Origin of the sequence: Hoeflea marina, from assembly GCF_003182275.1 — a bacterium.
GTDB classification, from domain to species: domain Bacteria; phylum Pseudomonadota; class Alphaproteobacteria; order Rhizobiales; family Rhizobiaceae; genus Hoeflea; species Hoeflea marina.
In genome coordinates, this window is sequence record NZ_QGTR01000002.1 from 929070 (window position 1) to 950560 (window position 21491).

28 protein-coding genes are annotated in these 21491 nt (G+C 68.8%); 27 read left to right on the forward strand and 1 reads right to left on the reverse strand.

All coding sequences use genetic code 11. The features are described 5' to 3' along the window. Nucleotides 1-78 precede the first annotated feature (78 nt). The 8 genes from DFR52_RS10785 (at nt 79) to DFR52_RS24260 (ending at nt 4682) form a co-directional block, all read left to right on the forward strand. Nucleotides 79-366: a Dabb family protein gene (locus DFR52_RS10785; protein WP_110032082.1), complete on the forward strand. Its 288-nt coding sequence runs from the start codon at nt 79-81 to the stop codon at nt 364-366. 234 nt (nt 367-600) lie between these two features. Next, on the forward strand, nt 601-1785 hold the full coding sequence (locus tag DFR52_RS10790) for a phage portal protein (RefSeq protein ID WP_110031907.1): 1185 nt from the start codon (nt 601-603) through the stop codon (nt 1783-1785). Nucleotides 1786-1892: 107 nt separating this feature from the next. Next, nucleotides 1893-2213 carry a DUF6107 family protein gene (locus DFR52_RS10795; RefSeq protein ID WP_110031908.1) on the forward strand — a complete coding sequence of 107 codons (321 nt, stop codon included), beginning with the start codon at nt 1893-1895 and terminating at the stop codon, nt 2211-2213. 110 nt (nt 2214-2323) lie between these two features. Then, entirely contained in the window at nt 2324-2974 is a 651-nt protein-coding gene (locus tag DFR52_RS10800; protein WP_110031909.1) for an HK97 family phage prohead protease, read from the forward strand. A 199-nt stretch (nt 2975-3173) separates the two neighbouring features. After that, nucleotides 3174-3740, forward strand: a complete 567-nt coding sequence (locus DFR52_RS10805; protein ID WP_110032083.1) for a head-tail connector protein — start codon at nt 3174-3176, stop codon at nt 3738-3740. Next, nucleotides 3740-4075, forward strand: coding sequence for a phage head closure protein (locus DFR52_RS10810; protein ID WP_110031910.1), 336 nt, complete (start codon nt 3740-3742; stop codon nt 4073-4075). Before DFR52_RS10805 ends, DFR52_RS10810 begins: the two co-directional genes overlap by 1 nt. Next, nucleotides 4072-4470 (forward strand): DUF3168 domain-containing protein, encoded by a 399-nt coding sequence (locus tag DFR52_RS10815; RefSeq protein ID WP_110031911.1) that lies wholly within the window; start codon nt 4072-4074, stop codon nt 4468-4470. The genes DFR52_RS10810 and DFR52_RS10815 overlap by 4 nt, the downstream gene beginning before the upstream one ends. Nucleotides 4471-4487: 17 nt before the next feature. Next, the gene (locus DFR52_RS24260; RefSeq protein WP_146215593.1) at nt 4488-4682 is read left to right on the forward strand and encodes a hypothetical protein; all 195 of its coding nucleotides are present in this window, start codon (nt 4488-4490) and stop codon (nt 4680-4682) included. Here DFR52_RS24260 and DFR52_RS10820 read toward each other — a convergent pair. Beyond that, complete coding sequence (locus DFR52_RS10820; RefSeq protein WP_110031912.1) at nt 4679-4987, reverse strand: hypothetical protein; 309 nt, start codon at nt 4985-4987, stop codon at nt 4679-4681. The genes DFR52_RS24260 and DFR52_RS10820 overlap by 4 nt on opposite strands. Nucleotides 4988-5337: 350 nt before the next feature. On the opposite strand from DFR52_RS10820, the gene DFR52_RS10825 reads away from it, so the two are divergent. The 19 genes from DFR52_RS10825 to DFR52_RS10915 all read left to right on the forward strand — a co-directional run bounded on the left by DFR52_RS10825 (nt 5338) and on the right by DFR52_RS10915 (nt 21478). Continuing rightward, entirely contained in the window at nt 5338-5745 is a 408-nt protein-coding gene (locus DFR52_RS10825) for a phage major tail protein, TP901-1 family (protein ID WP_110031913.1), read from the forward strand. Next, the gene (locus tag DFR52_RS10830) at nt 5745-6188 is read left to right on the forward strand and encodes a gene transfer agent family protein (protein WP_110031914.1); all 444 of its coding nucleotides are present in this window, start codon (nt 5745-5747) and stop codon (nt 6186-6188) included. The genes DFR52_RS10825 and DFR52_RS10830 overlap by 1 nt, the downstream gene beginning before the upstream one ends. Next, nucleotides 6185-6454, forward strand: coding sequence for a phage tail assembly chaperone (locus DFR52_RS10835; RefSeq protein WP_110031915.1), 270 nt, complete (start codon nt 6185-6187; stop codon nt 6452-6454). The genes DFR52_RS10830 and DFR52_RS10835 overlap by 4 nt, the downstream gene beginning before the upstream one ends. Then, the gene (locus DFR52_RS10840) at nt 6444-7028 is read left to right on the forward strand and encodes a phage tail tape measure protein (RefSeq protein ID WP_110031916.1); all 585 of its coding nucleotides are present in this window, start codon (nt 6444-6446) and stop codon (nt 7026-7028) included. Before DFR52_RS10835 ends, DFR52_RS10840 begins: the two co-directional genes overlap by 11 nt. 9 nt (nt 7029-7037) lie before the next feature. Next, entirely contained in the window at nt 7038-7670 is a 633-nt protein-coding gene (locus tag DFR52_RS10845) for a DUF2460 domain-containing protein (RefSeq protein WP_110031917.1), read from the forward strand. Then, the gene (locus DFR52_RS10850; RefSeq protein WP_110031918.1) at nt 7667-8557 is read left to right on the forward strand and encodes a DUF2163 domain-containing protein; all 891 of its coding nucleotides are present in this window, start codon (nt 7667-7669) and stop codon (nt 8555-8557) included. The genes DFR52_RS10845 and DFR52_RS10850 overlap by 4 nt, the downstream gene beginning before the upstream one ends. Beyond that, on the forward strand, nt 8554-9018 hold the full coding sequence (locus DFR52_RS10855; RefSeq protein ID WP_245415286.1) for an NlpC/P60 family protein: 465 nt from the start codon (nt 8554-8556) through the stop codon (nt 9016-9018). The genes DFR52_RS10850 and DFR52_RS10855 overlap by 4 nt, the downstream gene beginning before the upstream one ends. Nucleotides 9019-9060: 42 nt before the next feature. Then, entirely contained in the window at nt 9061-12906 is a 3846-nt protein-coding gene (locus tag DFR52_RS10860; RefSeq protein WP_110031920.1) for a baseplate multidomain protein megatron, read from the forward strand. A 17-nt stretch (nt 12907-12923) separates the two neighbouring features. Beyond that, nucleotides 12924-13130 (forward strand): hypothetical protein, encoded by a 207-nt coding sequence (locus DFR52_RS10865; protein WP_110031921.1) that lies wholly within the window; start codon nt 12924-12926, stop codon nt 13128-13130. A gap of 128 nt (nt 13131-13258) precedes the next feature. Then, nucleotides 13259-13513, forward strand: a complete 255-nt coding sequence (locus DFR52_RS10870; RefSeq protein WP_110031922.1) for a DUF1902 domain-containing protein — start codon at nt 13259-13261, stop codon at nt 13511-13513. Next, entirely contained in the window at nt 13488-13712 is a 225-nt protein-coding gene (locus tag DFR52_RS10875; RefSeq protein ID WP_110031923.1) for a type II toxin-antitoxin system HicA family toxin, read from the forward strand. The genes DFR52_RS10870 and DFR52_RS10875 overlap by 26 nt, the downstream gene beginning before the upstream one ends. A 95-nt stretch (nt 13713-13807) precedes the next feature. Then, the gene (locus DFR52_RS10880) at nt 13808-14089 is read left to right on the forward strand and encodes a hypothetical protein (protein WP_280954188.1); all 282 of its coding nucleotides are present in this window, start codon (nt 13808-13810) and stop codon (nt 14087-14089) included. 45 nt (nt 14090-14134) lie between these two features. Next, nucleotides 14135-14806, forward strand: coding sequence for a response regulator transcription factor (locus DFR52_RS10885; RefSeq protein ID WP_110031924.1), 672 nt, complete (start codon nt 14135-14137; stop codon nt 14804-14806). Continuing rightward, the gene (locus DFR52_RS10890; protein ID WP_110031925.1) at nt 14796-16184 is read left to right on the forward strand and encodes a sensor histidine kinase; all 1389 of its coding nucleotides are present in this window, start codon (nt 14796-14798) and stop codon (nt 16182-16184) included. The genes DFR52_RS10885 and DFR52_RS10890 overlap by 11 nt, the downstream gene beginning before the upstream one ends. 129 nt (nt 16185-16313) lie before the next feature. Next, on the forward strand, nt 16314-16772 hold the full coding sequence (locus DFR52_RS10895; RefSeq protein ID WP_110031926.1) for an RT0821/Lpp0805 family surface protein: 459 nt from the start codon (nt 16314-16316) through the stop codon (nt 16770-16772). A gap of 172 nt (nt 16773-16944) precedes the next feature. Next, on the forward strand, nt 16945-18477 hold the full coding sequence (ccmI, locus tag DFR52_RS10900; protein ID WP_110031927.1) for a c-type cytochrome biogenesis protein CcmI: 1533 nt from the start codon (nt 16945-16947) through the stop codon (nt 18475-18477). A gap of 10 nt (nt 18478-18487) precedes the next feature. Next, the gene (ccmE, locus tag DFR52_RS10905) at nt 18488-18961 is read left to right on the forward strand and encodes a cytochrome c maturation protein CcmE (protein WP_110031928.1); all 474 of its coding nucleotides are present in this window, start codon (nt 18488-18490) and stop codon (nt 18959-18961) included. Nucleotides 18962-19001: 40 nt separating this feature from the next. Further along, nucleotides 19002-20993 (forward strand): heme lyase CcmF/NrfE family subunit, encoded by a 1992-nt coding sequence (locus tag DFR52_RS10910; RefSeq protein WP_110031929.1) that lies wholly within the window; start codon nt 19002-19004, stop codon nt 20991-20993. After that, nucleotides 20990-21478, forward strand: a complete 489-nt coding sequence (locus DFR52_RS10915) for a cytochrome c-type biogenesis protein (protein WP_110031930.1) — start codon at nt 20990-20992, stop codon at nt 21476-21478. The genes DFR52_RS10910 and DFR52_RS10915 overlap by 4 nt, the downstream gene beginning before the upstream one ends. Nucleotides 21479-21491: the final 13 nt, after the last annotated feature.

The following is a 21491-nucleotide window of genomic DNA, read 5'->3' on the forward strand; positions in this document are numbered from 1 at the left end:
CAGGTCGCACCCGCGAGACTTGCCGACGCTCCGGCAATGCGCGATGACACGCGCACGCAACTCAACGAGGCAGACAGAATGATCCGGCACATCGTGTTTTTCAGCAGCAAGAGTCCCGAGGACTACGAAACTGTCGGCGCGGGGCTCGACCTGTTGACCGGCACCGGCATACCCCGCGTGCTGGAGATCGGCCGCAACACCAACACCGATGCGTTGTCGGAGCGGGTGGATTTCGTCGTCTACGGCGAATTCGACGACGAGGCGGCGCTGGCCGCCTACAAGGCGCATCCACTCTACCAGCGCTCGATCGAGATCGTCCGGCCGCTGCGCGACATGCGCATCGCCGCGGATTTCGCCGCGGGGTGAAGGGCTGCCAGGCAGAGTCTCGTGTGGCGCGATCCCACGGGTTTCCGTCATGCGCCCGCGCCGCGGACGCGGCGCTGCTGGACCCCGGCTGGGGGGCGGTGGGGCCTGATGATGATGATGACGGAATGCGCGGTTTGCATCCGTCCGCCGTCCTGCCGGCTCGACCGCAGGCCGACCCTGCCCGACCAGCCACGACCGGCGGGCTCTTGACGTCAAGATCCTGAGGAGACGCTCATGGCCTGGTCCCTGCGCAACCTGGTGCGGCCGGCGCGCCGGCAGCCGGTCGATGACACCGGCAGGAAGGCGACGCTGCCGCAAGCCCTGGCGGCGCTGTCCGCCGCTCCCGGCGCTCATTGGTCGGTCCGCTCCTATTCCGCGCTGGCGCGCGAAGGCTTCATGCGCAACCCGGTCGCGCACCGGGCCGTCAGGATGATCACCGAGGCGGCCGCGTCGGTTCCCTTTGTGCTGTTCGAGGACGGTCGCGAACTCGACAGCCATCCGCTGCTCGACCTGCTCGACCGGCCGGGCGGATGCGGGTCCGGCACGGAGTTCCTCGAGGCGCTCTACGGCCATCTGCTCATTTCGGGCAATGCCTGGGTCGAGGCGGTGCCGGGCAGCGAAGGGCTGGCGGGCCTGCATCTGCTCCGGCCGGACCGGGTGCGGGTGATCGAGGATGCCGAGGGCTGGCCGCTGGCTCATGAATATGCCGCCGGCGCGGCGCGCCGGCGCTTCGCCGTCGATCCGCGCGCCGGCCACGGATTGCTGCATCTCAAGCTGTTTCACCCGCTCGACGACCACCGAGGCTTCGCGCCGCTGGAGGCGGCGCAGATGGCGCTGGATCTGCACAATGCCGCCAGCACCTGGAACAAGGCGCTGCTGGACAATTCGGCCCGGCCCTCGGGCGCGCTGGTCTACCAGCCCAAGGAGGGCGGCAATCTCACCGAGGAGCAATATGCGCGGCTCAAGGCCGAACTCGAGGAAGGGTATCAGGGAGCGCGGCGTGCCGGGCGACCGATGCTGCTCGAGGGCGGGCTCGACTGGAAGGCAATGGGGCTGACGCCGCGCGACATGGATTTCGTCGCCGCCCGCGATGGCGCCGCCCGCGACATCGCGCTGGCGCTGGGCGTGCCGCCGATGCTCATCGGCATCCCAGGCGATCTGACCTATTCCAACTACCAGGAGGCCAACCGCGCCTTCTGCCGGCTCACCGTGCTGCCGCTGATCGCGCGCACGACGCTGGCGCTGAGCAACTGGTTCCGCCCGGTCTACGGCGCCCGGATTCGGCTCGATTTCGATGCCGACCGGCTTCCGGGACTGGCTGCCGAGCGCGAGGCACTGTGGACAAGAGTTGGCGCGGCCGATTTCCTCAGTGACGCGGAGAAGCGGGAAGCCGTTGGATATCAGCGCGATAGGGATTGAACCGGACTCACCGCGCAAGGAATTTGATTCAGTCTCTCAGCTGCCGGCCGGCTGACGAGTACGTCCGAATGCCTTCTGATTGCCGCACCGTTTCGAAAGGACAGGTCATGAACCCTCTCGGTTTTGACCCGACGATGATCGCCGCGCGGATTGCCGGCGCGGTGGCCGGCGCGCTGGTGTCCCTTGCCTACATGCTGCCCAAGGGCCGCAGGGAGGCCGCCACACGGGGCTTCGCCGGCCTGGCCTCCGGTCTGGTGTTCGGCGGGCCTGCCGGGGTGGTGCTTGCGCAACGGCTGGGCGTGGTCGAGGACCTCAGCCGGCCCGAGATCCTGATGATGGGGGCGGCGGCAGCCAGCATGAGCGCCTGGTGGAGCCTCGGCGTGCTGGCGCGGATCGCCGACCGATTGGGGCGCGGCAAGGGCGGATAGGGCTTGGGCCTTTCTCCCCCGCAAGGGGGGAGAGCGGCGGCCGTGCAAGCCCGCCCCCGAAAAACCAAGCAGATTATTCCACGAAAGGACACCCCATGGCTGAGAAAGCGATGGACCGGCGGCAGGAGAAGCGCGTCGACCTGGCGCTTGAGGATGTGAGCGGCGACGGGCGGTTTTCAGGCTATGCCAGCCTGTTCGGAACGATGGATCTGGGCCGCGACATCATCGAGCCCGGAGCCTTCGCGCGGTCGCTGGCAAGCCGCGGACCGGGCGAGGTGCGCATGCTCTACCAGCACGATCCGGAGCAGCCCATCGGCCGCTGGACCACGATCCGCGAGGACACGCGCGGCCTGCACGTCGAGGGACGGCTGGCGCTGGGCGTGACGCGCGCCCGCGAGGTGCATGAGCTGATGAAATCCGGCGCGCTCGACGGCCTGTCGATCGGCTTCCAGACGGTGAAGTCGCGCGCCGACCGGAAGACCGGGGCCCGGCGCATCCTTGCCGCCGACCTCTGGGAGATCTCGGTGGTCACCTTCCCGATGCAGCCCGGCGCCCGCGTGACCCAGGTCAAGCAGGCCTCCGCCCGGCGCGATCCTCAAGCCGGGCCTCAAAGCGCGATCCGCCGCGCGACCCGTTCCATCGCTCCGCTCGCAGGCAGCCGGTCCGGAGCCGACAGGATCTTAATTGCCATGCGGATGCTCCGTGATGCCGGTCGCCGCGCGCCGCGGACCAGATCCTGCAGCGCTTCGGCTTTCGATTGAATCGCAGAAGCGCCGCCGGTTCCTGATTTGCCGCATCGTCCTACGACGACGTGAAATTCACTTCGTCTGGAAATGCTTGGTTCCTGATTTGCCGCATTGTCCTGCGACGAAGTGAAATTCACTTCGTCTGGAAATGCTCTGGCCCGCCATCGCCATCGAGGCCGGCCCGGCCCCTTCGACCCCGCTGCAGGAGATCGCCATGAGCCTGATTTCAACCGAGCCGCCGCTGGTGGAGCCGCTGTCGCTTGCCGACCTGAAGACGCATCTGAGGCTTGAGACGGCCGAAGAGGACGCGCTGCTGGGCGACCTGATCGCCGCCGCCCGCGGCCATCTCGAGGCCGTGACCGGGCTGGCGCTGATCAGCCAGGGATTCCGGCTGTCGCTCGACGACTGGCCGGCGGCGAAGGTGATTCACCTGCCGAGGTTTCCGGTGCAGAGCATTGACGGGATTCGGATTTTCGATGCGGCGGGGCTGGCACAGCCGGTGCCGCTTGCGGGCATGCTGCTCGATTCCGAGTCCCGCCCGGCCCGGCTGGTGCTGGCCCGGATGCCCTTGCCGGGCCAGGCGATCAACGGCATCGAGATCGACTTTTCCGCCGGCTTCGGCATGGCCACGGAGGTGCCGCCGGAGCTCCGGCGCGCGCTGCTGCTGCACGCGGCGCTGATGTACGAGTTCCGCGGCTCGGTGCCGGTCGCGATGCAGCCGGCGGCAGTGCCGGCCGGCTACGAGCGGCTGATCTCGCCCTGGACGCGGAGGGCGCTGTGATGGGATGGACCACGCTCGATCCCGGCCGCCTGACCGCAAGGCTGGTGCTGGAGGCCCCCGACGATCTCGATGACGGCCAGGGCGGCGCCGTGCCCGGCTGGGCAACGGTCGCGAGCCTGTGGGGACTGGTCGAGCCGCTGGCGGTCCGGCCCGGCGAGGAGGCGAACGCCTTCATCGCGACGGCGACGCACCGGGTGACGATCCGCTTCCGCAACGGCGTGGCGAGCGGCATGCGCTTCGGGCTCGGCGCCCGCCGGCTCGCGATCCGCACGCTGCGCGATCCCGACGAGGGCCGGCGCTATCTCGTCTGCGATTGCGAGGAGGAAGGTCGATGAGCGCCAATCCCCTGCAGAAGGCGGTGGTGGCGCGGCTTGCGGGCGACGCCGCGATCCTCGCCATCGCCGGCCCCGGCCGGGTGCTCGACCGCGGCGCCACGCGCCGGCTCCTGCCCTGCCTGGTGGTCGGCGACTGGAGTGTCAGCGACTGGTCGACGGGCACCGAGACGGGCGCCGAGCACCGTTTCGAAATCGAGATCTGGTCGGAGCACAACGGCCGCCGGCAGGCGATGGATCTGGCGCTGGCCACAGGCGTGGCGCTGCACGACGCGGCGCTGGCGCTCGACGCCGGACGGCTCGTCAATCTCAGGCTGGAGCGGACGCGGTCCAGGCGCGAGCCGAGGAGCAACCTCAACACTGCGCGGCTCGAGTTTCGGGCGGTGGTGGAGGGGTGAGATTAGGAGAAATGGCAATGAAAAGAGATGCTGCTGATGCTCGTGGAAATAACGACATCGACATAGAAGTCGTCGAGAGACAAACTGAAAAAGGCGTGTGGTCAGTTGAGGTGATTGACCACACGGATGGCGGAGCCATCTATCTGACAAAATTTCATGGCGCTTGCTCAAGGGCGCGCGCAACTCAATACGCTGAGTGGCTTAGAACTTAATATACGACCTCTGCAGCGATTTTGTCGACACAGGTCTGGGGTCTGGAATGGTTATCCTGTGTATGCCAGCTTCCATCTTTGAGAAGAACGTCTGTCACTTGTGAAAGAGCCATGCAGCGCCATTCACCTCCTGGTGAAAGTCCTTTCGAGCTTTCACCCGCAAATTGAAATGCTAGCGCTTGTTCCTTTCCGTTCTTCCAGCCGACAGCATGCACGCAGAGCTCTCGATGTCGCCCCTGGTATGAACAATGCAATTGTTTCTTTTTGTTCACAGATTCGACGAAAAGTTCAAATACATCAGACATTCTCATCCTCCAATATTGCTTAGACCAGCTTCGCACTATTTTCGCGTTTCTACCAGCGCACTTCGCAATCGTTGGAACCCCGGAGTGCTGCACACGGTGCGGCTCGAGTTTCGGGCAGTGGTGGAGGGGTGAAGGCGGCATCGATCGCGATGCCTTTCTCCCCGCTTGCGGGGGAGATGTCACCGAAGGTGACAGAGGGGGGCATGGATCGGCAAAAGCCGCATGTTCGGCGAGAGTGGAGGGTTCACCCCCCATCTGTCGGCTGCGCCGACATCTCCCCCGCAAGGGGGGAGAGTGGCCTCCGCGCGTGTGGCTTGCTCCGTTCAAACAACTATTCCAAGGAGATCCCCATGGGTGCGCAGAAGGGCAAGGACCTGTTGCTGAAGGTCGAGGGCGGGGGCGGGTTTGTCACCGTGGCGGGGCTGAGGGCGCGGCGGCTGGCGTTCAATGCGGAAGCCGTCGACATCACCGACGCGGAATCGGCGGGGCGCTGGCGCGAGCTGCTTTCGGGCGCCGGCGTGCAACGGGCCTCGATCTCGGGCGGCGGCATCTTCAAGGATGCCGAGAGCGACGGGCTGGCGCGAGCTGCGTTCTTCGCCGGCGAGATCCGCACCTGGCAGGCGCTGATCCCGGATTTCGGCACGGTGACCGGACCGTTCCAGATCGTGGCGCTCGACTATTCCGGTCGCCACGACGGCGAGGTCGCCTTCGAGATGGCGCTCGAATCGGCCGGCGAACTTGTCTTCGGTGCACTTTGATGCACGCGCCGCCCGCCATCCCCAACCGCCGTCGCGGCGAGATCGCCGCCCGGCTCGACGGCGAAAGCCGGGTGCTGTGCCTGACGCTGGGCGCGCTGGCGGAGCTCGAAAGCGCCTTCGGCGTCGACAACCTCGCCGATCTCGGCGCCCGCTTCGGTTCCGGCAAGCTCTCGGCGCGCGACATCATCCGCATCGTCGGCGCGGGCCTGCGCGGCGCCGGCAACCGGATCTGCGACGAGGACGTGGCCTGCATGTCGGCCGAGGGCGGGGCGGCCGGATTTGCCAGGATTGCTGCCGAACTGCTGCTCGCTAGCTTCGGCGGCGAGGCGGAAAGTGCTGCTTCGCCAGATGCTTCCGGCGCAGGCGTGAATCAGTTTCGAGAATCCCGGAAAGGCGCGGAGGTGTCCGCTGCTCCGCGCCCCCGGCAGCCGCAGGCGGAGTGACCGGATCCGGAGCCTCGACGGAGGCGGCTTTTCCCTGGGCCGCCATCCTCGGCTTCGGCCTCGGCCGCCTGCGGCTGCCACCCACGCAATTCTGGGCATTGAGCCTGCCGGAACTGGCAGCCCTCGCCGGACCGCCCGTGGCGGCGCCGGCGGTGACCGGACGGGCGGACCTGGCCCGGCTGATGCGGCAATTCCCCGACCGGGACGCGACCCCGCAGGAATGCGTCCGCGATACCCGGGAAGAAGGAGAGACCCATGGCCGATGACGGCAATATCGACGTGCGCGTCGATCTCGATCTGGGGGGCGCCGAGGAGGCGCTGGCGGAGCTCGAGAAGCGGGCGCAATCCTTCGGGGCTGCACTCGGTGGGGCTCTGAAATCGGCGGTCATCGACGGCCGCAGCCTCGACGACGTGCTGCGTCAGCTCGCCACCCGGATGTCGGCCATCGCGCTCAATGCCGGGCTGGCGCCGCTGGAGCGGCTCATCGGCCAGACCGTGACCGGCCTGATCGGCAGCCTTGGGGCGGTCGCGCCCTTCGCCAAGGGCGGCGTGCCCGGGCGGCTTACGGCCTTTGCCGAGGGCGGCGTGGTCGGCGCGCCGACGCTGTTTTCCATGCCCGGCGGCGACACCGGCCTGATGGGCGAGGCGGGAGCGGAGGCGATCCTGCCGCTCCGGCGCGGGCCGGACGGCCGGCTCGGCGTGGCGGCCGGCGGTGGGCAGGCGCCGATGCAGATCACGTTTCAGGTGACGACGCCGGACGCCGCGAGTTTCCGCAAGTCGGAGGCGCAGATCACCGCCCTGCTGGCCCGCGCCGTCGGTCGCGGCTCACGCGGATTGTAGGAGGCTTGCATGCAGGGCTTTCACGAGGTGCGGCTGCCGCTGAGGCTGGCGCTCGGCGCCAGCGGCGGACCGGCGCGGCGCACCGACATCGTGGCGCTGTCCAATGGCGGCGAGCACCGCAATGCCCGCTGGGCCGACGCGCGGCGGCGCTACGATGTCGGCACCGGCCTGCGGGCGGTGGAGGATCTCTATGCGCTCATCGCCTTCTTCGAGGCGCGGCGCGGGCAGTTGTTCGGCTTCCGCTTCCGCGATCCGATCGACCACGCTTCGGCGGGCTACGGCCAGGCCATCGCGGCCGGCGACCAGGCAATAGGCACCGGCGACGGGGCGAGGACAGTGTTCGAGCTCCTGAAAGCCTATGGCGACCCCGGCGGTTCGACGGTGCGGCGCATCGCCAAGCCGGTGGCGGGCTCGGTTCGCGTGGCGGTCGGCGGCCTGGCGCTGCCCGACGGGGCCTATGCGGTGGATGCCGCAAGCGGCCTGGTGACGCTCGCCGAGGCACCCGCGCCGGGGGTGGGGGTCAGCGCCGGCTACGAGTTCGACATTCCGGTGCGCTTCGACACCGACCGCGTCGAGATCAATCTGGCGGCTTTCCGCGCCGGTTCGGCGCCGAGCGTGCCGCTCGTGGAGATCAGGCCATGAGACAGCTTCCCGACGATCTCGCAGTCCATCTCGAGGGCGAGGCGACGACGACGTGCCACGCCTGGCGGCTCACCCGCAGCGACGGGCTGGTGCTGGGCTTCACCGACCATGACCGCGACCTCGATTTCGCCGGCTGTCATTTTGCCGCCGAAAGCGGTTTTGTCGGCAGCGAGGTGGAGACGGGATTGGGGCTTGGCGCCGACTCGGCCGACGTGACGGGCGCGTTTTCCGCTGCCGCCATCACCACGGAGGATCTCACCGACGGCCGCTATGACAGCGCCCGGGTCGAGACCTTCCTGGTCAACTGGCAGAGCCCGGAGGCGCATCTGCTTGTCTCGACCCGCGAACTGGGCGAGGTGCGGGCCTCGGGCGACGCCTACCGGGCCGAGCTGCGCAGCCTGGCATCCCGCCTCGACCGGCCGCAGGGCCGCGTCTATGCCAGGCGCTGCGACGCCGATCTCGGCGACCATCGCTGCCGGGTGGCGCTCGACGATCCGGCCTTTGGCGGCGCGGGCACTGTGAGTGCTGTGCTCGACGAGAGCCGGCTCGCGGTGGCAGGCTTCGAAGGCTTTGCCGACGGCTGGTTCCGACACGGCCGGCTGCGGTTCGACACCGGGCGCTTTGCCGGGCTCAGCTTCGAGATTTCGGAGCATCGCGCCGGTCCGGGCGGAGTGACGCTGGAGCTGTGGTCGCCGCTGGCGGCTCTGCCGGAGCCCGAGTCGGCGGTGACGCTGACGGCAGGCTGCGACAAGCTGTTTGCCACCTGCTCCGAAAAGTTTGCCAATATACTGAACTTCCAGGGCTTTCCCTATCTGCCCGGCAGCGACTTCGCCTATGGCTACGCCGATGGCGACACCGTGCATGACGGCCGGCCGATCGTGCCATGAGCGGCGGGGCCGGGATGGAGGGCGTGGGCGGTCAGGGCGAGCGCGTGGTGGCGATCGCGCGCCTCTGGCTCGGCACGCCCTACCGCCACCAGGCGAGCCTCAGGAGCGTGGGCTGCGACTGCCTCGGCCTGATCCGCGGCGTCTGGGCCGAAGTCACAGGCACGCCCGCCGCCGAGCCGGGACCCTATGCGCCGGACTGGGCCGAGCGTGCCGGGCGCGAGCGGCTGATCGAGGCGGCGCGGGCCCATTGTGGCGAGGATTTGCCCCGGAGCGAGGCGCTGCCCGGCGACATCCTCGTCTTCCGCTGGCGCTCCGGATGCGCCGCCAAGCACGCAGGCATTCTCTCCGCGCCGGGCCGCTTCATCCACGCCTACGAGCAGGCGGGGGTTGTCGACTCGCCGCTGACGCCGGCGTGGAGCAGGCGGGTGGCCGCCGTGTTCCGGTTTCCGCCGGCGGCGTGACATCGCAGGGGTTCTCGAATTCTCCGGTGAGACGAGGCTGTCATGGCTGTCATTCTCCTGCAGGCGGCGGGCGCCGCGCTGGGCGGCATTTTCGGGCCCGTGGGGGCGGCGATCGGCCAGGCGGCGGGCGCGCTCGCCGGCTCTCTGATCGACCAGAGCCTGATCGCCTCCACCCGCACCATCCGCGGCCGCGGACTGTCCGGCGCCCGCATTCCGTCCGCCGACGAGGGCGCGCCGATCGCGCGCGTCTACGGCACCATGCGCATCGCCGGCACGCTGATCTGGGCGACGCGGTTCGAGGAGACGGTCAGCCGCGAGCGGCAGGGCGGCAAGGGCGGGCCGAAGGTGGAGACCTATCACTATCACGGCAATTTTGCCGTCGGGCTGTGCGAAGGCCCGATAGGACTGGTGCGCCGCGTCTGGGCCGACGGCCGCGAACTCGACCTCACCACCATCGAGATGCGCATTCATCGCGGCGAGGCGTCGCAGATGCCCGATCCGCTGATCGAGGCCAAGCAGGGCGCGGGCCGGGCTCCGGCGTGGCGCGGGCTCGCCTATGCGGTGTTCGAGCGCCTGCCGCTTGACGATTTCGGCAACCGCATCCCGATGCTGCAGTTCGAGGTGGTGCGCGCCGTGGGCGGGCTGGAACAGCGCATCGAGGCGGTGGCCGTCATCCCCGGCGCCACCGAGCACGGCTATGCGCCGACCCCGGTGTCGGAGCGGCCGCGCGCCGGCGAGAAGCGCTGGCTCAACCGCAATTCGAAGCGCGCCGACACGGACTGGACGGCCTCCATCGACGAGGTGCAGGCGCTGTGTCCGAATCTGAAATCGGTGGCGCTGGTCACCGCCTGGATGGGCACCGACTTGCGCGCCGGGCATTGCGAATTTCATCCTTCGGTCGAGGTGTCGTCGCGGCCGCGCGAGAGCCGGACCTGGCGGGTGGGCAACCTGACGCGCGCCACCGCGCGGCGGGTCGGCCGCATCGACGGCTCGCCCGCCTATGGCGGCACGCCCGACGACCGCGCCGTCATCGAGGCGATCACCGATCTGAAGGCACGCGGCCTCGAGGTGGTGCTGTATCCCTTCGTGCTGATGGACATCGTGCCCGGCAACGGCCTGCCGGATCCATATGGCGGGGCCGAACAGGCGGCATTGCCCTGGCGCGGACGGCTGACATGCATTCCGGCGCCCGGGCGGCCGGGCAGCCCCGACGGCACGGTGGCGATCGACGCCGGGATCGCCGCCCTCTGCGGCACTGCCGCGCCCGACGACATCCATGTCGCGGACGGCGCGGTCGGCTGGCGCGCCGGGATCGATGCCGGCTACCGGCGGATGATCCTGCACCATGCCGGGCTGGCGCAGGCCGCGGGCGGCGTCGACGGGTTCCTCATCGGCTCGGAGATGGTTGGCCTGACCCGGCTCAGGAACGCCGAGGGCGGTTTTCCCTTTGTCGACGCGCTGGCGGCACTCGCCGCCGACGTCAAGGCGATGCTGGGACCTGCGACCACGGTGACCTACGCGGCCGACTGGAGCGAGTATTCCGGCTTCCGGCCCGACGACGGTTCGGGCGACGTGCATTTCCATCTCGATCCGCTGTGGGCGAACCCCGCCATCGGCGCGGTCGGCATCGACAACTACATGCCGCTGTCGGACTGGCGCGACGGCGACCTCGACGCGGGCAACCCGGACGGCGCGGTGCACGCCAACGACCGGGCGGCGCTCAGGGCGGCGATCGAAGGCGGCGAGGGATTCGACTGGTCCTACCGCGACGCGGGAGAGCGCGCCGACCGGCTGCGCACGCCGATCGGCGACGGCCTTGCCGGCAAGGACTGGGTCTACCGGGTCAAGGACATCCGCGGCTGGTGGCAGAACCCGCATTTCGACCGGGTCGGCGGCGCGGAACGGACCGAACCGACCGCCTGGGTCCCGCGGTCGAAGCCGGTCTGGTTCACCGAACTCGGCTGCCCGGCCGTCGACAAGGCGGCGGGCCAGCCAAATGTGTTTCCGGATCCGAAATCGGCGGAGGGCGGGCTGCCGCATTTTTCCACCGGCGCCCACGACGACGCGGCGCAGCGCGGCTTTCTCTCCGCCCATCTCGACCACTGTGCTGGGCCCGCCAATGCCGACGGCATGGTCGAGACCGGCCGCATCCATCTCTGGGCCTGGGACGCGCGGCCCTATCCGGCGTTTCCGGCGCGCGCCGACCTCTGGGCCGACGGCGGCCACTGGCGCACCGGCCACTGGCTTAACGGCCGGCTCGGCACGGCCGATCTCGGCGAACTGATCGGCGCCATCCTCGCCGACGCGGGATTCGCCGATTTCGACGTCAGTGGCGTCGACGGCGCCGTGTCCGGCTATGTGGCGGGCGACGCCAGTTCGGCGCGTGCGCTGCTCGCCCCGCTCATCGACGCCTTCGCCATCGACGTCCATGAGGGGCCGGGGGGCCTGGTCTTCGTCTCGCGGCTTCGCGGCGGACGGGCGGCCGAGGCGCTCGCGGTCATCGCCGACCCGGTTGATGGACCGCTCGCCGAGGAGACGCGGGCGCAGGAGAGCGAGCTCGCCAACGAGGCGGTGATCGGCTTCATCGATCCCGACATCGACCACGGTCCGGCCAGCGCGCGCTCGCGGCGGCTGTCGGGGCCGCCCAATCTCCGGCAGTGGGCGTTGCCGGCGGCGCTTGATGCCGGACTGGCGCGACGGACGGCGGACGACTGGTTGCGCGACCACTGGGCCGGACGACGGCGGTTGAGCTTCGCGCTGCCGCCGAGCAGGCCGGACATCGAGGCAGGTGACATCGTCCGGCTGACGCTCGCTGGCGCCCCCGGCGGGCGCTTCCGGGTGCTCCGCGTCGAGGACGGCGTGAGCCGCCGGGTGGAGGCGGTGGGCCACGTGGCCCTGCCGGCGCGCGACGACGGCGCGGCGATCGATGCCCGCGCCTCCGACGCGGCGAGCTTCGGCTTTGCCCCGGACCTGGTGCTGATGGACCTGCCGCTGATCACCGGCCAAGACGAGACCGGATGGGCCTGCGCCGCCGGCCATGTCCGGCCCTGGCGTCCGCTGGTGGTCTCGAGTTCGGTCGAGACCGAAGGCTTCGTCGAGCGTGTGCGGCTCGACATACCGGCGCGCATGGGGACACTGGCCGAAGCCTTGCCGCCGGGCAGGCTGGAGGGCGTCGTCGACCGCAGCCATGCGCTCGAGCTCGATCTCGATTTCGGCGGGCTGTCGAGCGTGTCGCGCGCGGCGCTGCTCGATGGCGGCAATGCGGCGGCGGTGCTTTCGGCCACCGGGACCTGGGAGGTGCTGCAGTTCGAGGCGGCCACGGAGACGGCGCCGGGCCGCTGGCGGCTGGAACGGCTGCTGCGCGGCCAGGCCGGCAGCGGCGACGCCATGCGGGCGGGCGCCGAGATGGGCGCGCGCTTCGTGCTCCTCGACGCCGCGGTGCGGCCGCTGGGGCTGGCCGCCGACGCGGCGGGGCTTGCCCGCAACTATGTCGTCGATGCTGCCGGGCAGCCGCCGGGCGAGGCGGAGCCGCAGCTCTTTGCCGGCGGGCTGAGAGCGCTGATGCCGCTGGCGCCGGCGCATCCGCGGGCCCGCCGCGACGCGGCGGGCATTCGCGTGAGCTGGGTGCGGCGCGACCGCATCGGCGCCGACAGCTGGACGCCGGTGGAGATCGGCAACGCCGAGGGCTTCGAGCGCTACCGTATCGAGATTCTCTCGGGCGGCGCGGTGGTCCGCAGCGCGGAAACCGAGGCGCCGGAATGGCTCTACCAGACGGTCGACGAACTCGCCGATGCCGGCGACGGCCTCACCGAGCTGACGTTCCGCGTCAGCCAGGCGGGGCGGCATGTGCCGTGGGGGATCGCCCGCACGGCGACTGTTTCACTGTGAACCGAAGGAGAGACGACATGAACGAGATCAAGCCATGGTACCAGTCGAAGGCCGTGTGGGGCGCGCTGATCGCGGTGGCCGCGTCGGCCGTGCGCGTCGGCGGCATCGAGCTGGGCCTCGAGGATCAGGGCCAGCTGGCCGACGCGGCGGTCAGCCTCGCCGGCACGATCGGCGGGCTGCTGGCGCTCTACGGCCGGGTGTCGGCGAAGAACCGCATCGGGTGAGGGTGCGCCGCGCCTCCCATGTGGCATGGCTGGAAATCGGCGACCTCCTGCCTTATACTGATGCGCAAGCCGGGCGCATGACGACTTCAGCGTCGCGCGGCATGCCTCAGCTAGGCAGGGGGTGACTTTTGCAACGGACATTCTCGGTCAAGGCCCTTTGGGATGCGGAGGCGAAGGTCTTCGTCTCGGAGAGCGATATTGAAGGACTTCACATTGAGGCGGAGACCATCGAGGCCTTCGAGGCCGTGATGCATGACGCAGCGATTGATCTGATTGTTGCCAATCATGTGTCAGAGGAGGATCTGGCATCGCGTCCTCTCCGCGATCTGATCCCGGCCATCCTCTGGGAGCGGCCAGATGCCACAAAGCTGGCTGTCGCCTGAGGTGGCTCCTGGCTACTATCTGTCCGTATGCCAGGCACTTGCCGAAGCGGGTTTTCGATATGTTCAGAATGCCAAGGGTTCGCATGAGAAATGGAAACACACGGGCACCGGCAAGATCATCTTGGTGCCGCACAATCTGAAAAGCCGACACACGGCCAATGCGATCCTGAAGGACGCAGGTCTTCCCAAGAAGTTCTGAGCGACAGCACATTCGGTATATGCGGGCCTGCTGCTCCGCCGAATTCCCCTTTCCATTCATGCCTCGTTCAGGCAGGTTTCGCTATTGAGACAGTCATGCTCGATCACGCAATGCCCAAAGGCCCGACAATGACCCGGACGTTCCTCCATTCCGCCCTGCTGGCGCTCCTGTTGGCGCTGTCGCCGCTGGCCGCCCACCCGGCGCTCGCGGGCGACTGTTCGGGCGCGGCAAGCCAGGTCGCGGCGCAGACCGGCGGCCAGGTGCTCTCGGTCTCCGCCAAGAGCCAGGGCGGCGGCACCGTCTGCCAGGTGACCGTGCTCATTCCGGGAAACGGCAACGAGCGGCCGAAGAAGAAGACCGTGACCGTTCGAGAATGAACTGCGGCCTGCCCGCCGCCCGAACCCCCATACGGAGATCCGACCTTGCGCATACTGGTAGTCGAGGACGACAAGGACCTGAACCGGCAGCTCTGCGAGGCGCTGGTGGAGCAGGGCTATGTGGTCGATCGCGCCTTCGACGGCGAGGAGGGGCATTTCCTCGGCGACACCGAACCCTATGACGCGGCCATTCTCGATATCGGTCTTCCGGAGATGGACGGCATCACGGTGCTGGAGAAATGGCGCGCCGAGGGCCGGCTGATGCCGGTGCTGATCCTGACGGCGCGCGACCGCTGGAGCGACAAGGTGTCGGGCATCGACGCCGGCGCCGACGACTATGTCACCAAGCCGTTCCATGTCGAGGAGGTGCTGGCCCGCATCCGCGCCCTGATCCGCCGCGCCTCCGGCCTGGCTTCGTCCGAAATCGCCTGCGGCCCGGTCCGACTCGACACCAAGGCGTCAAAGGCCAGCGTCAACGGCACCACGCTGAAGCTGACCTCGCACGAGTTCCGGCTGCTCTCCTATCTGATGCATCATCTGGGCGAGGTGGTCTCGCGCACCGAACTGGTCGAGCACATGTACGACCAGGATTTCGACCGGGATTCGAACACCATCGAGGTGTTTGTCGGCCGGCTGCGCAAGAAGATCGGCGTCGATCTGATCGAGACGGTGCGCGGCCTCGGCTACCGGATGCAGGCGCCGGACAATGCGGGCTAGCTCGCTTACCGCCCGGGTTCTCGTCATTGCCACGGTCTGGGCGGTCATCGCGCTGGTGGTGATCGCGCTGGTGATCCAGGCGCTCTACCGCACCGGCAGCGAGCGCGCCTTCCGCGATCTGCTGCGCGCCCAGCTCAACAGCGTCATCAACGCGGTCTCGATGGATCCTGAGGGCCGGCTCAGCGGCGACCCCGAACTGGGCGATCTCGCCTTCGCTCGACCCGGGAGCGGCTGGATCTGGATTGTCGATCCGCTGCCTGCCGTCGGCGGCAAGACCGCCGCGCGGCTTGCCTCGGTATCGATCGGCAATGACGACATTGCCTCCCCCAGCCTGGCCGCCGTTCCCTTCGACTCGCGCTACATCCGCGCCTATTCGGCCAGCGACGCCTCCGGCAACGCCCTCGAGGTGGTGGAGACGGAGGTCGACCTGGTCAACGGCGCCGCCCGGTTTCGAGTCGCCGGCAACCGCGAAGTGCTGGAGGACGACGTGGCGGCCTTCTCGGGCCGGCTCTTCCTTGCGCTCGCCCTCTTCGGCATCGGCAGCGTCGTCATCAACGCGCTCGCCATCCTTTACGGACTCAAGCCTCTCGACGATGTCAGCCGCGCGCTCGGCCGCATCCGGGCGGGGGAGGCCGACGCGCTCACCGGCGCGTTCCCGCGCGAGATCGCGCCGCTGGCAGGCGAGGTCAATGCGCTCATCGAGATGAACCGGCGCGTCGTCGACCGAGCCCGCATGCAGGTCGGCAACCTCGCCCATTCGCTAAAAACCCCGATCGCCGTCCTGCTCAACGAATCCAAGGACATGACAGAGGCTCACGGCAAGCTGGTGCGCATCCAAGCCGACACCATGCAGGCCCAGGTGCAGACCTATCTCGACCGCGCCCGGATCGCCGCGCAGCGCGGCAGCGTGCTGGCCCGCACCGAGGCCCGGCCGTCGATCGAACGGCTGGTGCGGGTGATGCGCAAGCTCAATCCGGAACTGGAGTTCGTGGCCGACATTGCCCCCGGCAACGCGATCGTCTCGATGGAGCAGCAGGATTTCGAGGAAATCCTCGGCAACCTTGTGGAAAATGCCGCCAAGTTTGCCCGCGGCAGGGTCGAGGTGCGACTGCGTCCCGCCCCGGCTCCCGACGGCGCGGCGGCCGACCGCGGCTGGATTTCGCTGTCCATCGACGACGACGGTCCGGGCCTGACCGAACCGCAGATGGCCGAGGCCATGAAGCGCGGCAGGCGCCTCGACGAGAGCAAGCCGGGCACCGGGCTCGGCCTGTCCATCGTCTCGGAAATCTCGGCCGAATACCACGGACGCATCCGCCTCGACCGCAGCGCGTCCGGTGGCCTGTCGGCGCAGTTGCTGCTGCCCTCGCTCCTCTCCTGATCGTGATGACGGCGATGGATCCCGGCGGTTGCAGCGTGGGTGCCGCGTTGCCATATTGACGCCACAGCAGGGTGGAACATCGATCTTGGCCGGACCGCGACTGTCGGAGGCCGACGAAGGAGTGGAACAATGACAATCCCCAGGGCTCGACAGGCCGGGCTGACGGCCGTGCTGCTGGCTCTTGCCATCCCTGCCGGCTGCTCGACCGGTCCGACTTCGGTTTCGCCCCTGTCCTTCGGACCTCTCGGCGGCGGTGTTTCGCAAAACCAGCAGTCCGAGTCGATTCTCGCCCAGCTCAACGGCGGGGTGCTGCCTCCCGTTGCCCTCGGCGGCCTGCCCAATGCCGACAGGACCCGCGCGCTGGAAGCCGAATATCGCGCGCTGGAAGCCACGCCGAGCGGCCAGTCTGTTGCCTGGAAGAGTCCGGACGGCCGGGCGTCGGGCAAGGTGACTGCGGCCACCCCCTATCAGGTCGGTCAGCAGAATTGCCGTCAGTATTCCCATTCCGCGGTGCTCAACGGCGCGAGCGTGGCTGGCCAGGGTGCGGCATGCCGCAACGAAGATGGCAGTTGGACGCCGCTCACCTGACCGTTCCGTCCGGTTGATTCGATATCCCGATCTCCTGGACAATTGTCCGGCGCCGGGCTCGTGTTGCTGGATCCTCGCTCTTGAACGCCCGTTTCGCGACCAAACGCCCCATGGCCGCGCCATATGGCCGAATGCTGTTGGAAAACAGCCGACGCTCGGATATTGAAGCCTCATGTTGTTTTGGGTTCTCGCCGCCGCCATGACCGCCGTCGCCACGCTGGCCCTCCTGGGGCCGCTCATGCGCGCGCGCGCCACCGTCACCGCTCCCGCCAGCCATGACGCCGAAGTCTATCGCGACCAGCTGGCCGAGGTGGAGCGGGATCTGGCCGCCGGCACCATCGAACCGTCCCAGGCGGATGTCGCCAGGACAGAAATCAGCCGCCGCCTGCTCGCCGCCGCCCGCAAGGCCGAGGCTGAGGAGGGGGCCGCGCCTGCCTCGCGGCGGGGCGCGACGCGGCTGGCGATGGCCGCCGTTGTCATTCTCATTCCGGCCATCGCGCTTTCGGCCTATCTGCGGCTCGGCAGTCCCGGCAATGGCGGCGAGCCGCTGGCGGCGCGGATGGCCAATCCGACGGCCAGCGACGATATCGGCGTCCTGATCGCCAAGGCCGAGCAGCATCTTGCAGAAAACCCAGATGACGGCCGCGGCTGGGACGTGCTGGGTCCGATCTATCTGCGCACCGGCAGGCTCGAAGACGCCGCCCATGCCTATCGCAGGGCGATCTCGCTGCTGGGTCCGACCTCGGACCGCCAGGCGGGTCTCGGCGAAGCGCTGGTCTCGGCCTCTGACGGCGTCGTCACCGACGAGGCGCGGCTGGTGTTCCAGAGCGCGCGCGAGCTCGATCCCGGCGATCCGCGTCCGTCCTTCTACCTGGCCGTGGCCATTGCCCAGGAAGGTCGCAAGGCCGAAGCCATCGCCGCCTTCCAGGCGCTCGCCGACCGCTCGCCGCCCGACGCGCCCTGGCTGTCGGCCATCGAACGCCAGATCGCCGCCATCGGACGGCCTGACGCGGCCACCGGGCCGCAACTGGCATTGCGCGGTCCCTCCGAGGCCGACATCGCCGCAGCCGCAGACATGGCGCCCTCCGATCGCCTGGCGATGATCCGCTCGATGGTCACCGGGCTTGAAGCGCGGCTCAAGGAAAATCCGGACGACATCGAGGGCTGGCTGAGGCTGATCCGCAGCCAGCAGGTGCTGGGCGATACGTCGGCCGCCCAGGCGGCGCTGGCGCGCGGCTTCGCCGCTTTCCCCGACGACAGCGAGCAGAAGACCTCCCTGTCCAGGCTTGCCGATGAACTGGCGCCCAACGCCAATGCCACGCTTGGCGGAGTGATGATCCCGCAGGCCGCTCAGCCGGCGCCCGATACCGCCCCCGCGCCGTTCATCGTGCCCGATGCGTCCGCCCTGCCCAGCGCGCAGCCGCCCGGCAACCCGAGCCAGGCCGACATGGCTGCGGCCGCGGACATGACTCCGGCCGACAGGATGGAGATGGTCCGCTCGATGGTCGCCACCCTCGATGCCCGGCTCACGGACAATCCCGACAATATCGAGGGCTGGCTGCGGCTGGTCCGCTCCTACACGGTGCTCGGCGACCCTGCTGCGGCGAAAACCGCGCTGGCGCGCGCCAGGTCCGCTTTCGCCGATGACGCCGCCAAAACAGCGCAGTTGTCTGATCTGGCCGCCGAACTGAAGCTCGAGCAGTGACGGAGAGCCCATGACCCGCAAGCAGAAACGCCTGTCCATCATTGCCGCAGGTGCAGTCTTCATCGTCGCCGCGGTCGCCCTGGTGACGAGTGCGCTGCGCGAGCAGATCGTGTTCTTCAATTCACCCACCGACGTGCTGGCCCAGACGGTCACGCCCGGCGCGCGCGTGCGGCTGGGCGGGCTGGTGGAGGAGGGCTCGGTGATCCGCGGCCAGGACACGACGGTGACCTTCAAGGTGACAGATACCACCAATGCCGTGCATGTGAGCTACAAGGGCATTCTTCCCGACCTGTTCCGCGAGGGCCAGGGGGTGGTCACCGAAGGCGTGTTCGACCAGACGACCGGCGAGTTCATCGCCGATTCGGTGCTGGCCAAGCACGACGAGAACTACATGCCCAAGGAGGTCGCCGATGCGCTCAAGGCGCAGGGCGTCTGGAAAGAGGGCGATGCGACGCCGGGCGTGACGCCTCAGGGCAGCAACTGACCGAGCAATCGACAAGGGCCGATGGCCGAGGGAAACGGGCATGATCACCGAACTGGGCCATTTCGCATTGATCCTGGCGCTGGCGGCCTGCATCATCCAGTCGACGGTGCCGTTCGTCGGCGCCAGGCGCAGGGACACGTCGATGATGGCGGTGGGCCCGGTCGCCGCCGTGACCTCCTTCGTGCTGGTGCTGATCTCCTTCTTCGCCCTCGTTCACGCCTATGTCGTGTCCGATTTCTCGGTCATCAACGTGGTCGAGAACTCGCATTCGCTCAAGCCGCTGATCTACAAGATCAGCGGCGTGTGGGGGAACCACGAGGGCTCGATGTTGTTGTGGATCACCATCCTGGTGCTGTTTTCGGCGCTGGTGGCGACGTTCGGCGGCAATCTTCCGGAGTCGCTGAAGGCCAATGTGCTCTCGGTGCAGGCCTGGGTCACCACCGCCTTCCTGCTGTTCGTGCTCCTGACGTCGAACCCGTTCCTGCGCGCGAGCCCGGCGCCGCTCGAGGGCAATGACCTCAATCCGGTGCTGCAGGACATCGGTCTCGCCATTCATCCGCCGCTGCTCTATCTCGGCTATGTCGGTTTCTCGATCTCGTTCTCCTTTGCCATCGCCGCGCTGATCGAAGGGCGCATCGACGCGGCCTGGGCGCGCTGGGTGCGGCCCTGGACCCTGGCCGCCTGGTCGTTTCTGACCGCCGGCATCGCCATGGGCTCCTACTGGGCCTATTACGAACTGGGCTGGGGCGGCTGGTGGTTCTGGGATCCGGTCGAGAACGCCTCCTTCATGCCGTGGCTCGCCGGCACGGCGCTGCTGCATTCGGCGCTGGTGATGGAAAAGCGCGAGGCGCTCAAGATCTGGACGGTGCTTCTGGCCATCCTGACCTTCTCGTTCTCGCTGCTCGGCACCTTCCTGGTGCGGTCCGGCGTGCTCACCTCGGTGCACGCCTTCGCCACCGACCCGGCGCGCGGCGTGTTCATTCTCGGCATCCTGATCCTGTTCATCGGCGGCGCGCTGGCGCTGTTCGGCTTTCGCGCCGCGGCGCTCAAGTCGGGGGGGATGTTCGCGCCGGTTTCGCGCGAGGGCGCGCTGGTGCTCAACAACCTGTTCCTCACCACCGCGGCGGCAACCGTGCTCGTCGGCACGCTTTATCCGCTGCTGCTCGAAGCCACCACCGGCACCAAGATCTCGGTGGGGGCGCCGTTCTTCAATCTGACTTTCGGGCCGCTGATGGTGCCGCTGCTCATCGCCGCCCCCTTCGGGCCGCTGCTTGCCTGGAAGCGCGCCGATCTGGCCGGCGTGGCCCAGCGGCTCTATCTCGCCGTCGGTGCCGCCCTTCTGGTTGGTCTCGCGGTGCTTTACATGCACACCGGCGCGCCGGTGCTGGCCGCGCTCGGCATCGCGCTCGGCGTCTTCGTCATCGGCGGCGCGCTCACCGATCTCGGCGGCCGCATCGGCATCGGGCGCGTATCCGCGGCCATCGCCTGGAGTCGGTTCAAGGGCCTTCCGCGCGCCGCCTTCGGCACCGCGCTGGCCCATGCCGGCCTCGGAATCACCGTCATCGGCGTGGTGGCAGCCTCCGTCTTCTCGACCGAACTGGTCACGGCGATGAAGCCGGGCGACACCGCCGAGGCGGGCGGCTATGCGGTGCGATTCGAGGGCATGCGCGACGTCAACGGTCCGAACTACACCTCCCAGGCCGGCGAATTCTCGATCCGCCGGGGCGGCGTCGAGGTGGCGCGGCTGTCGAGCGCCAAGCGCTTCTATCCGGCCCGGCGCATGCCGACCACCGAAGCGGGCATCGTCACCTTCGGCCTCAGCCAGCTCTACATCTCGCTCGGCGACCCCGAGTCCAATGGCGGCCTCGTGGTGCGGATCTGGTGGAAGTCCTGGATCACCTGCATCTGGTACGGCGCCATCCTGATGATGCTGGGCGGCGTGCTGTCGCTGAGCGACCGCAGGCTCCGGGTCGGCGCGCCGAACCGGGCCCGGACACCGCGGCGCGCAAGCACGGTCGAGGCGGGCGCATGATCCGGTCGCTCCGGCCGCTGGGTCTCGCACTGCTGCTGCTGCTGGGTTCGCTCGCCGCCGCCGGCGCGGTGACGCCCGATGAAATGCTCGACAATCCGGTGCTCGAGCAGCGCGCCCGCGCGCTTTCCGCCGAGTTGCGCTGCCTTGTCTGCCAGAACCAGTCGATCGATGATTCCAACGCCGAGCTCGCCCGCGATCTCAGGCTGCTGGTGCGCGAGAGGCTGGTCGACGGAGACAGCGACCGCGAGGTGCTTGATTACGTGGTCTCTCGCTACGGTGAATTCGTGCTGCTCAAGCCGCGGCTTTCGGTCCGCACCTGGCTGCTGTGGGGCACGCCGGTCATGATGCTGCTGGCGGGCGCGCTGGCGCTGCTGGCCGGCGCGCGCGGCCGATCCAGGGCGGTCGATGCCGGGGCCGCGCGGTTGAGCGAGGCCGAGCAGCAGGAACTCGCCCGACTGCTGGCCGACCGCAATCCGGACACCTGACGGCCAGCCGTCA

Bases quoted from the DNA above. Each gene is read 5' to 3' on its own strand.
- DFR52_RS10785 (WP_110032082.1), top strand. From the start codon at position 79: ATGATCCGGCACATCGTGTTTTTCAGCAGCAAGAGTCCCGAGGACTAC.
- DFR52_RS10790 (WP_110031907.1), top strand. From the start codon at position 601: ATGGCCTGGTCCCTGCGCAACCTGGTGCGGCCGGCGCGCCGGCAGCCG.
- DFR52_RS10795 (WP_110031908.1), top strand. From the start codon at position 1,893: ATGAACCCTCTCGGTTTTGACCCGACGATGATCGCCGCGCGGATTGCC.
- DFR52_RS10800 (WP_110031909.1), top strand. From the start codon at position 2,324: ATGGACCGGCGGCAGGAGAAGCGCGTCGACCTGGCGCTTGAGGATGTG.
- DFR52_RS10805 (WP_110032083.1), top strand. From the start codon at position 3,174: ATGAGCCTGATTTCAACCGAGCCGCCGCTGGTGGAGCCGCTGTCGCTT.
- DFR52_RS10810 (WP_110031910.1), top strand. From the start codon at position 3,740: ATGGGATGGACCACGCTCGATCCCGGCCGCCTGACCGCAAGGCTGGTG.
- DFR52_RS10815 (WP_110031911.1), top strand. From the start codon at position 4,072: ATGAGCGCCAATCCCCTGCAGAAGGCGGTGGTGGCGCGGCTTGCGGGC.
- DFR52_RS24260 (WP_146215593.1), top strand. From the start codon at position 4,488: ATGAAAAGAGATGCTGCTGATGCTCGTGGAAATAACGACATCGACATA.
- DFR52_RS10820 (WP_110031912.1), bottom strand. From the start codon at position 4,987: ATGTCTGATGTATTTGAACTTTTCGTCGAATCTGTGAACAAAAAGAAA.
- DFR52_RS10825 (WP_110031913.1), top strand. From the start codon at position 5,338: ATGGGTGCGCAGAAGGGCAAGGACCTGTTGCTGAAGGTCGAGGGCGGG.
- DFR52_RS10830 (WP_110031914.1), top strand. From the start codon at position 5,745: ATGCACGCGCCGCCCGCCATCCCCAACCGCCGTCGCGGCGAGATCGCC.
- DFR52_RS10840 (WP_110031916.1), top strand. From the start codon at position 6,444: ATGGCCGATGACGGCAATATCGACGTGCGCGTCGATCTCGATCTGGGG.
- DFR52_RS10845 (WP_110031917.1), top strand. From the start codon at position 7,038: ATGCAGGGCTTTCACGAGGTGCGGCTGCCGCTGAGGCTGGCGCTCGGC.
- DFR52_RS10850 (WP_110031918.1), top strand. From the start codon at position 7,667: ATGAGACAGCTTCCCGACGATCTCGCAGTCCATCTCGAGGGCGAGGCG.
- DFR52_RS10855 (WP_245415286.1), top strand. From the start codon at position 8,554: ATGAGCGGCGGGGCCGGGATGGAGGGCGTGGGCGGTCAGGGCGAGCGC.
- DFR52_RS10860 (WP_110031920.1), top strand. From the start codon at position 9,061: ATGGCTGTCATTCTCCTGCAGGCGGCGGGCGCCGCGCTGGGCGGCATT.
- DFR52_RS10865 (WP_110031921.1), top strand. From the start codon at position 12,924: ATGAACGAGATCAAGCCATGGTACCAGTCGAAGGCCGTGTGGGGCGCG.
- DFR52_RS10875 (WP_110031923.1), top strand. From the start codon at position 13,488: ATGCCACAAAGCTGGCTGTCGCCTGAGGTGGCTCCTGGCTACTATCTG.
- DFR52_RS10880 (WP_280954188.1), top strand. From the start codon at position 13,808: ATGCTCGATCACGCAATGCCCAAAGGCCCGACAATGACCCGGACGTTC.
- DFR52_RS10890 (WP_110031925.1), top strand. From the start codon at position 14,796: ATGCGGGCTAGCTCGCTTACCGCCCGGGTTCTCGTCATTGCCACGGTC.
- DFR52_RS10895 (WP_110031926.1), top strand. From the start codon at position 16,314: ATGACAATCCCCAGGGCTCGACAGGCCGGGCTGACGGCCGTGCTGCTG.
- ccmI (WP_110031927.1), top strand. From the start codon at position 16,945: ATGTTGTTTTGGGTTCTCGCCGCCGCCATGACCGCCGTCGCCACGCTG.
- ccmE (WP_110031928.1), top strand. From the start codon at position 18,488: ATGACCCGCAAGCAGAAACGCCTGTCCATCATTGCCGCAGGTGCAGTC.
- DFR52_RS10910 (WP_110031929.1), top strand. From the start codon at position 19,002: ATGATCACCGAACTGGGCCATTTCGCATTGATCCTGGCGCTGGCGGCC.
- DFR52_RS10915 (WP_110031930.1), top strand. From the start codon at position 20,990: ATGATCCGGTCGCTCCGGCCGCTGGGTCTCGCACTGCTGCTGCTGCTG.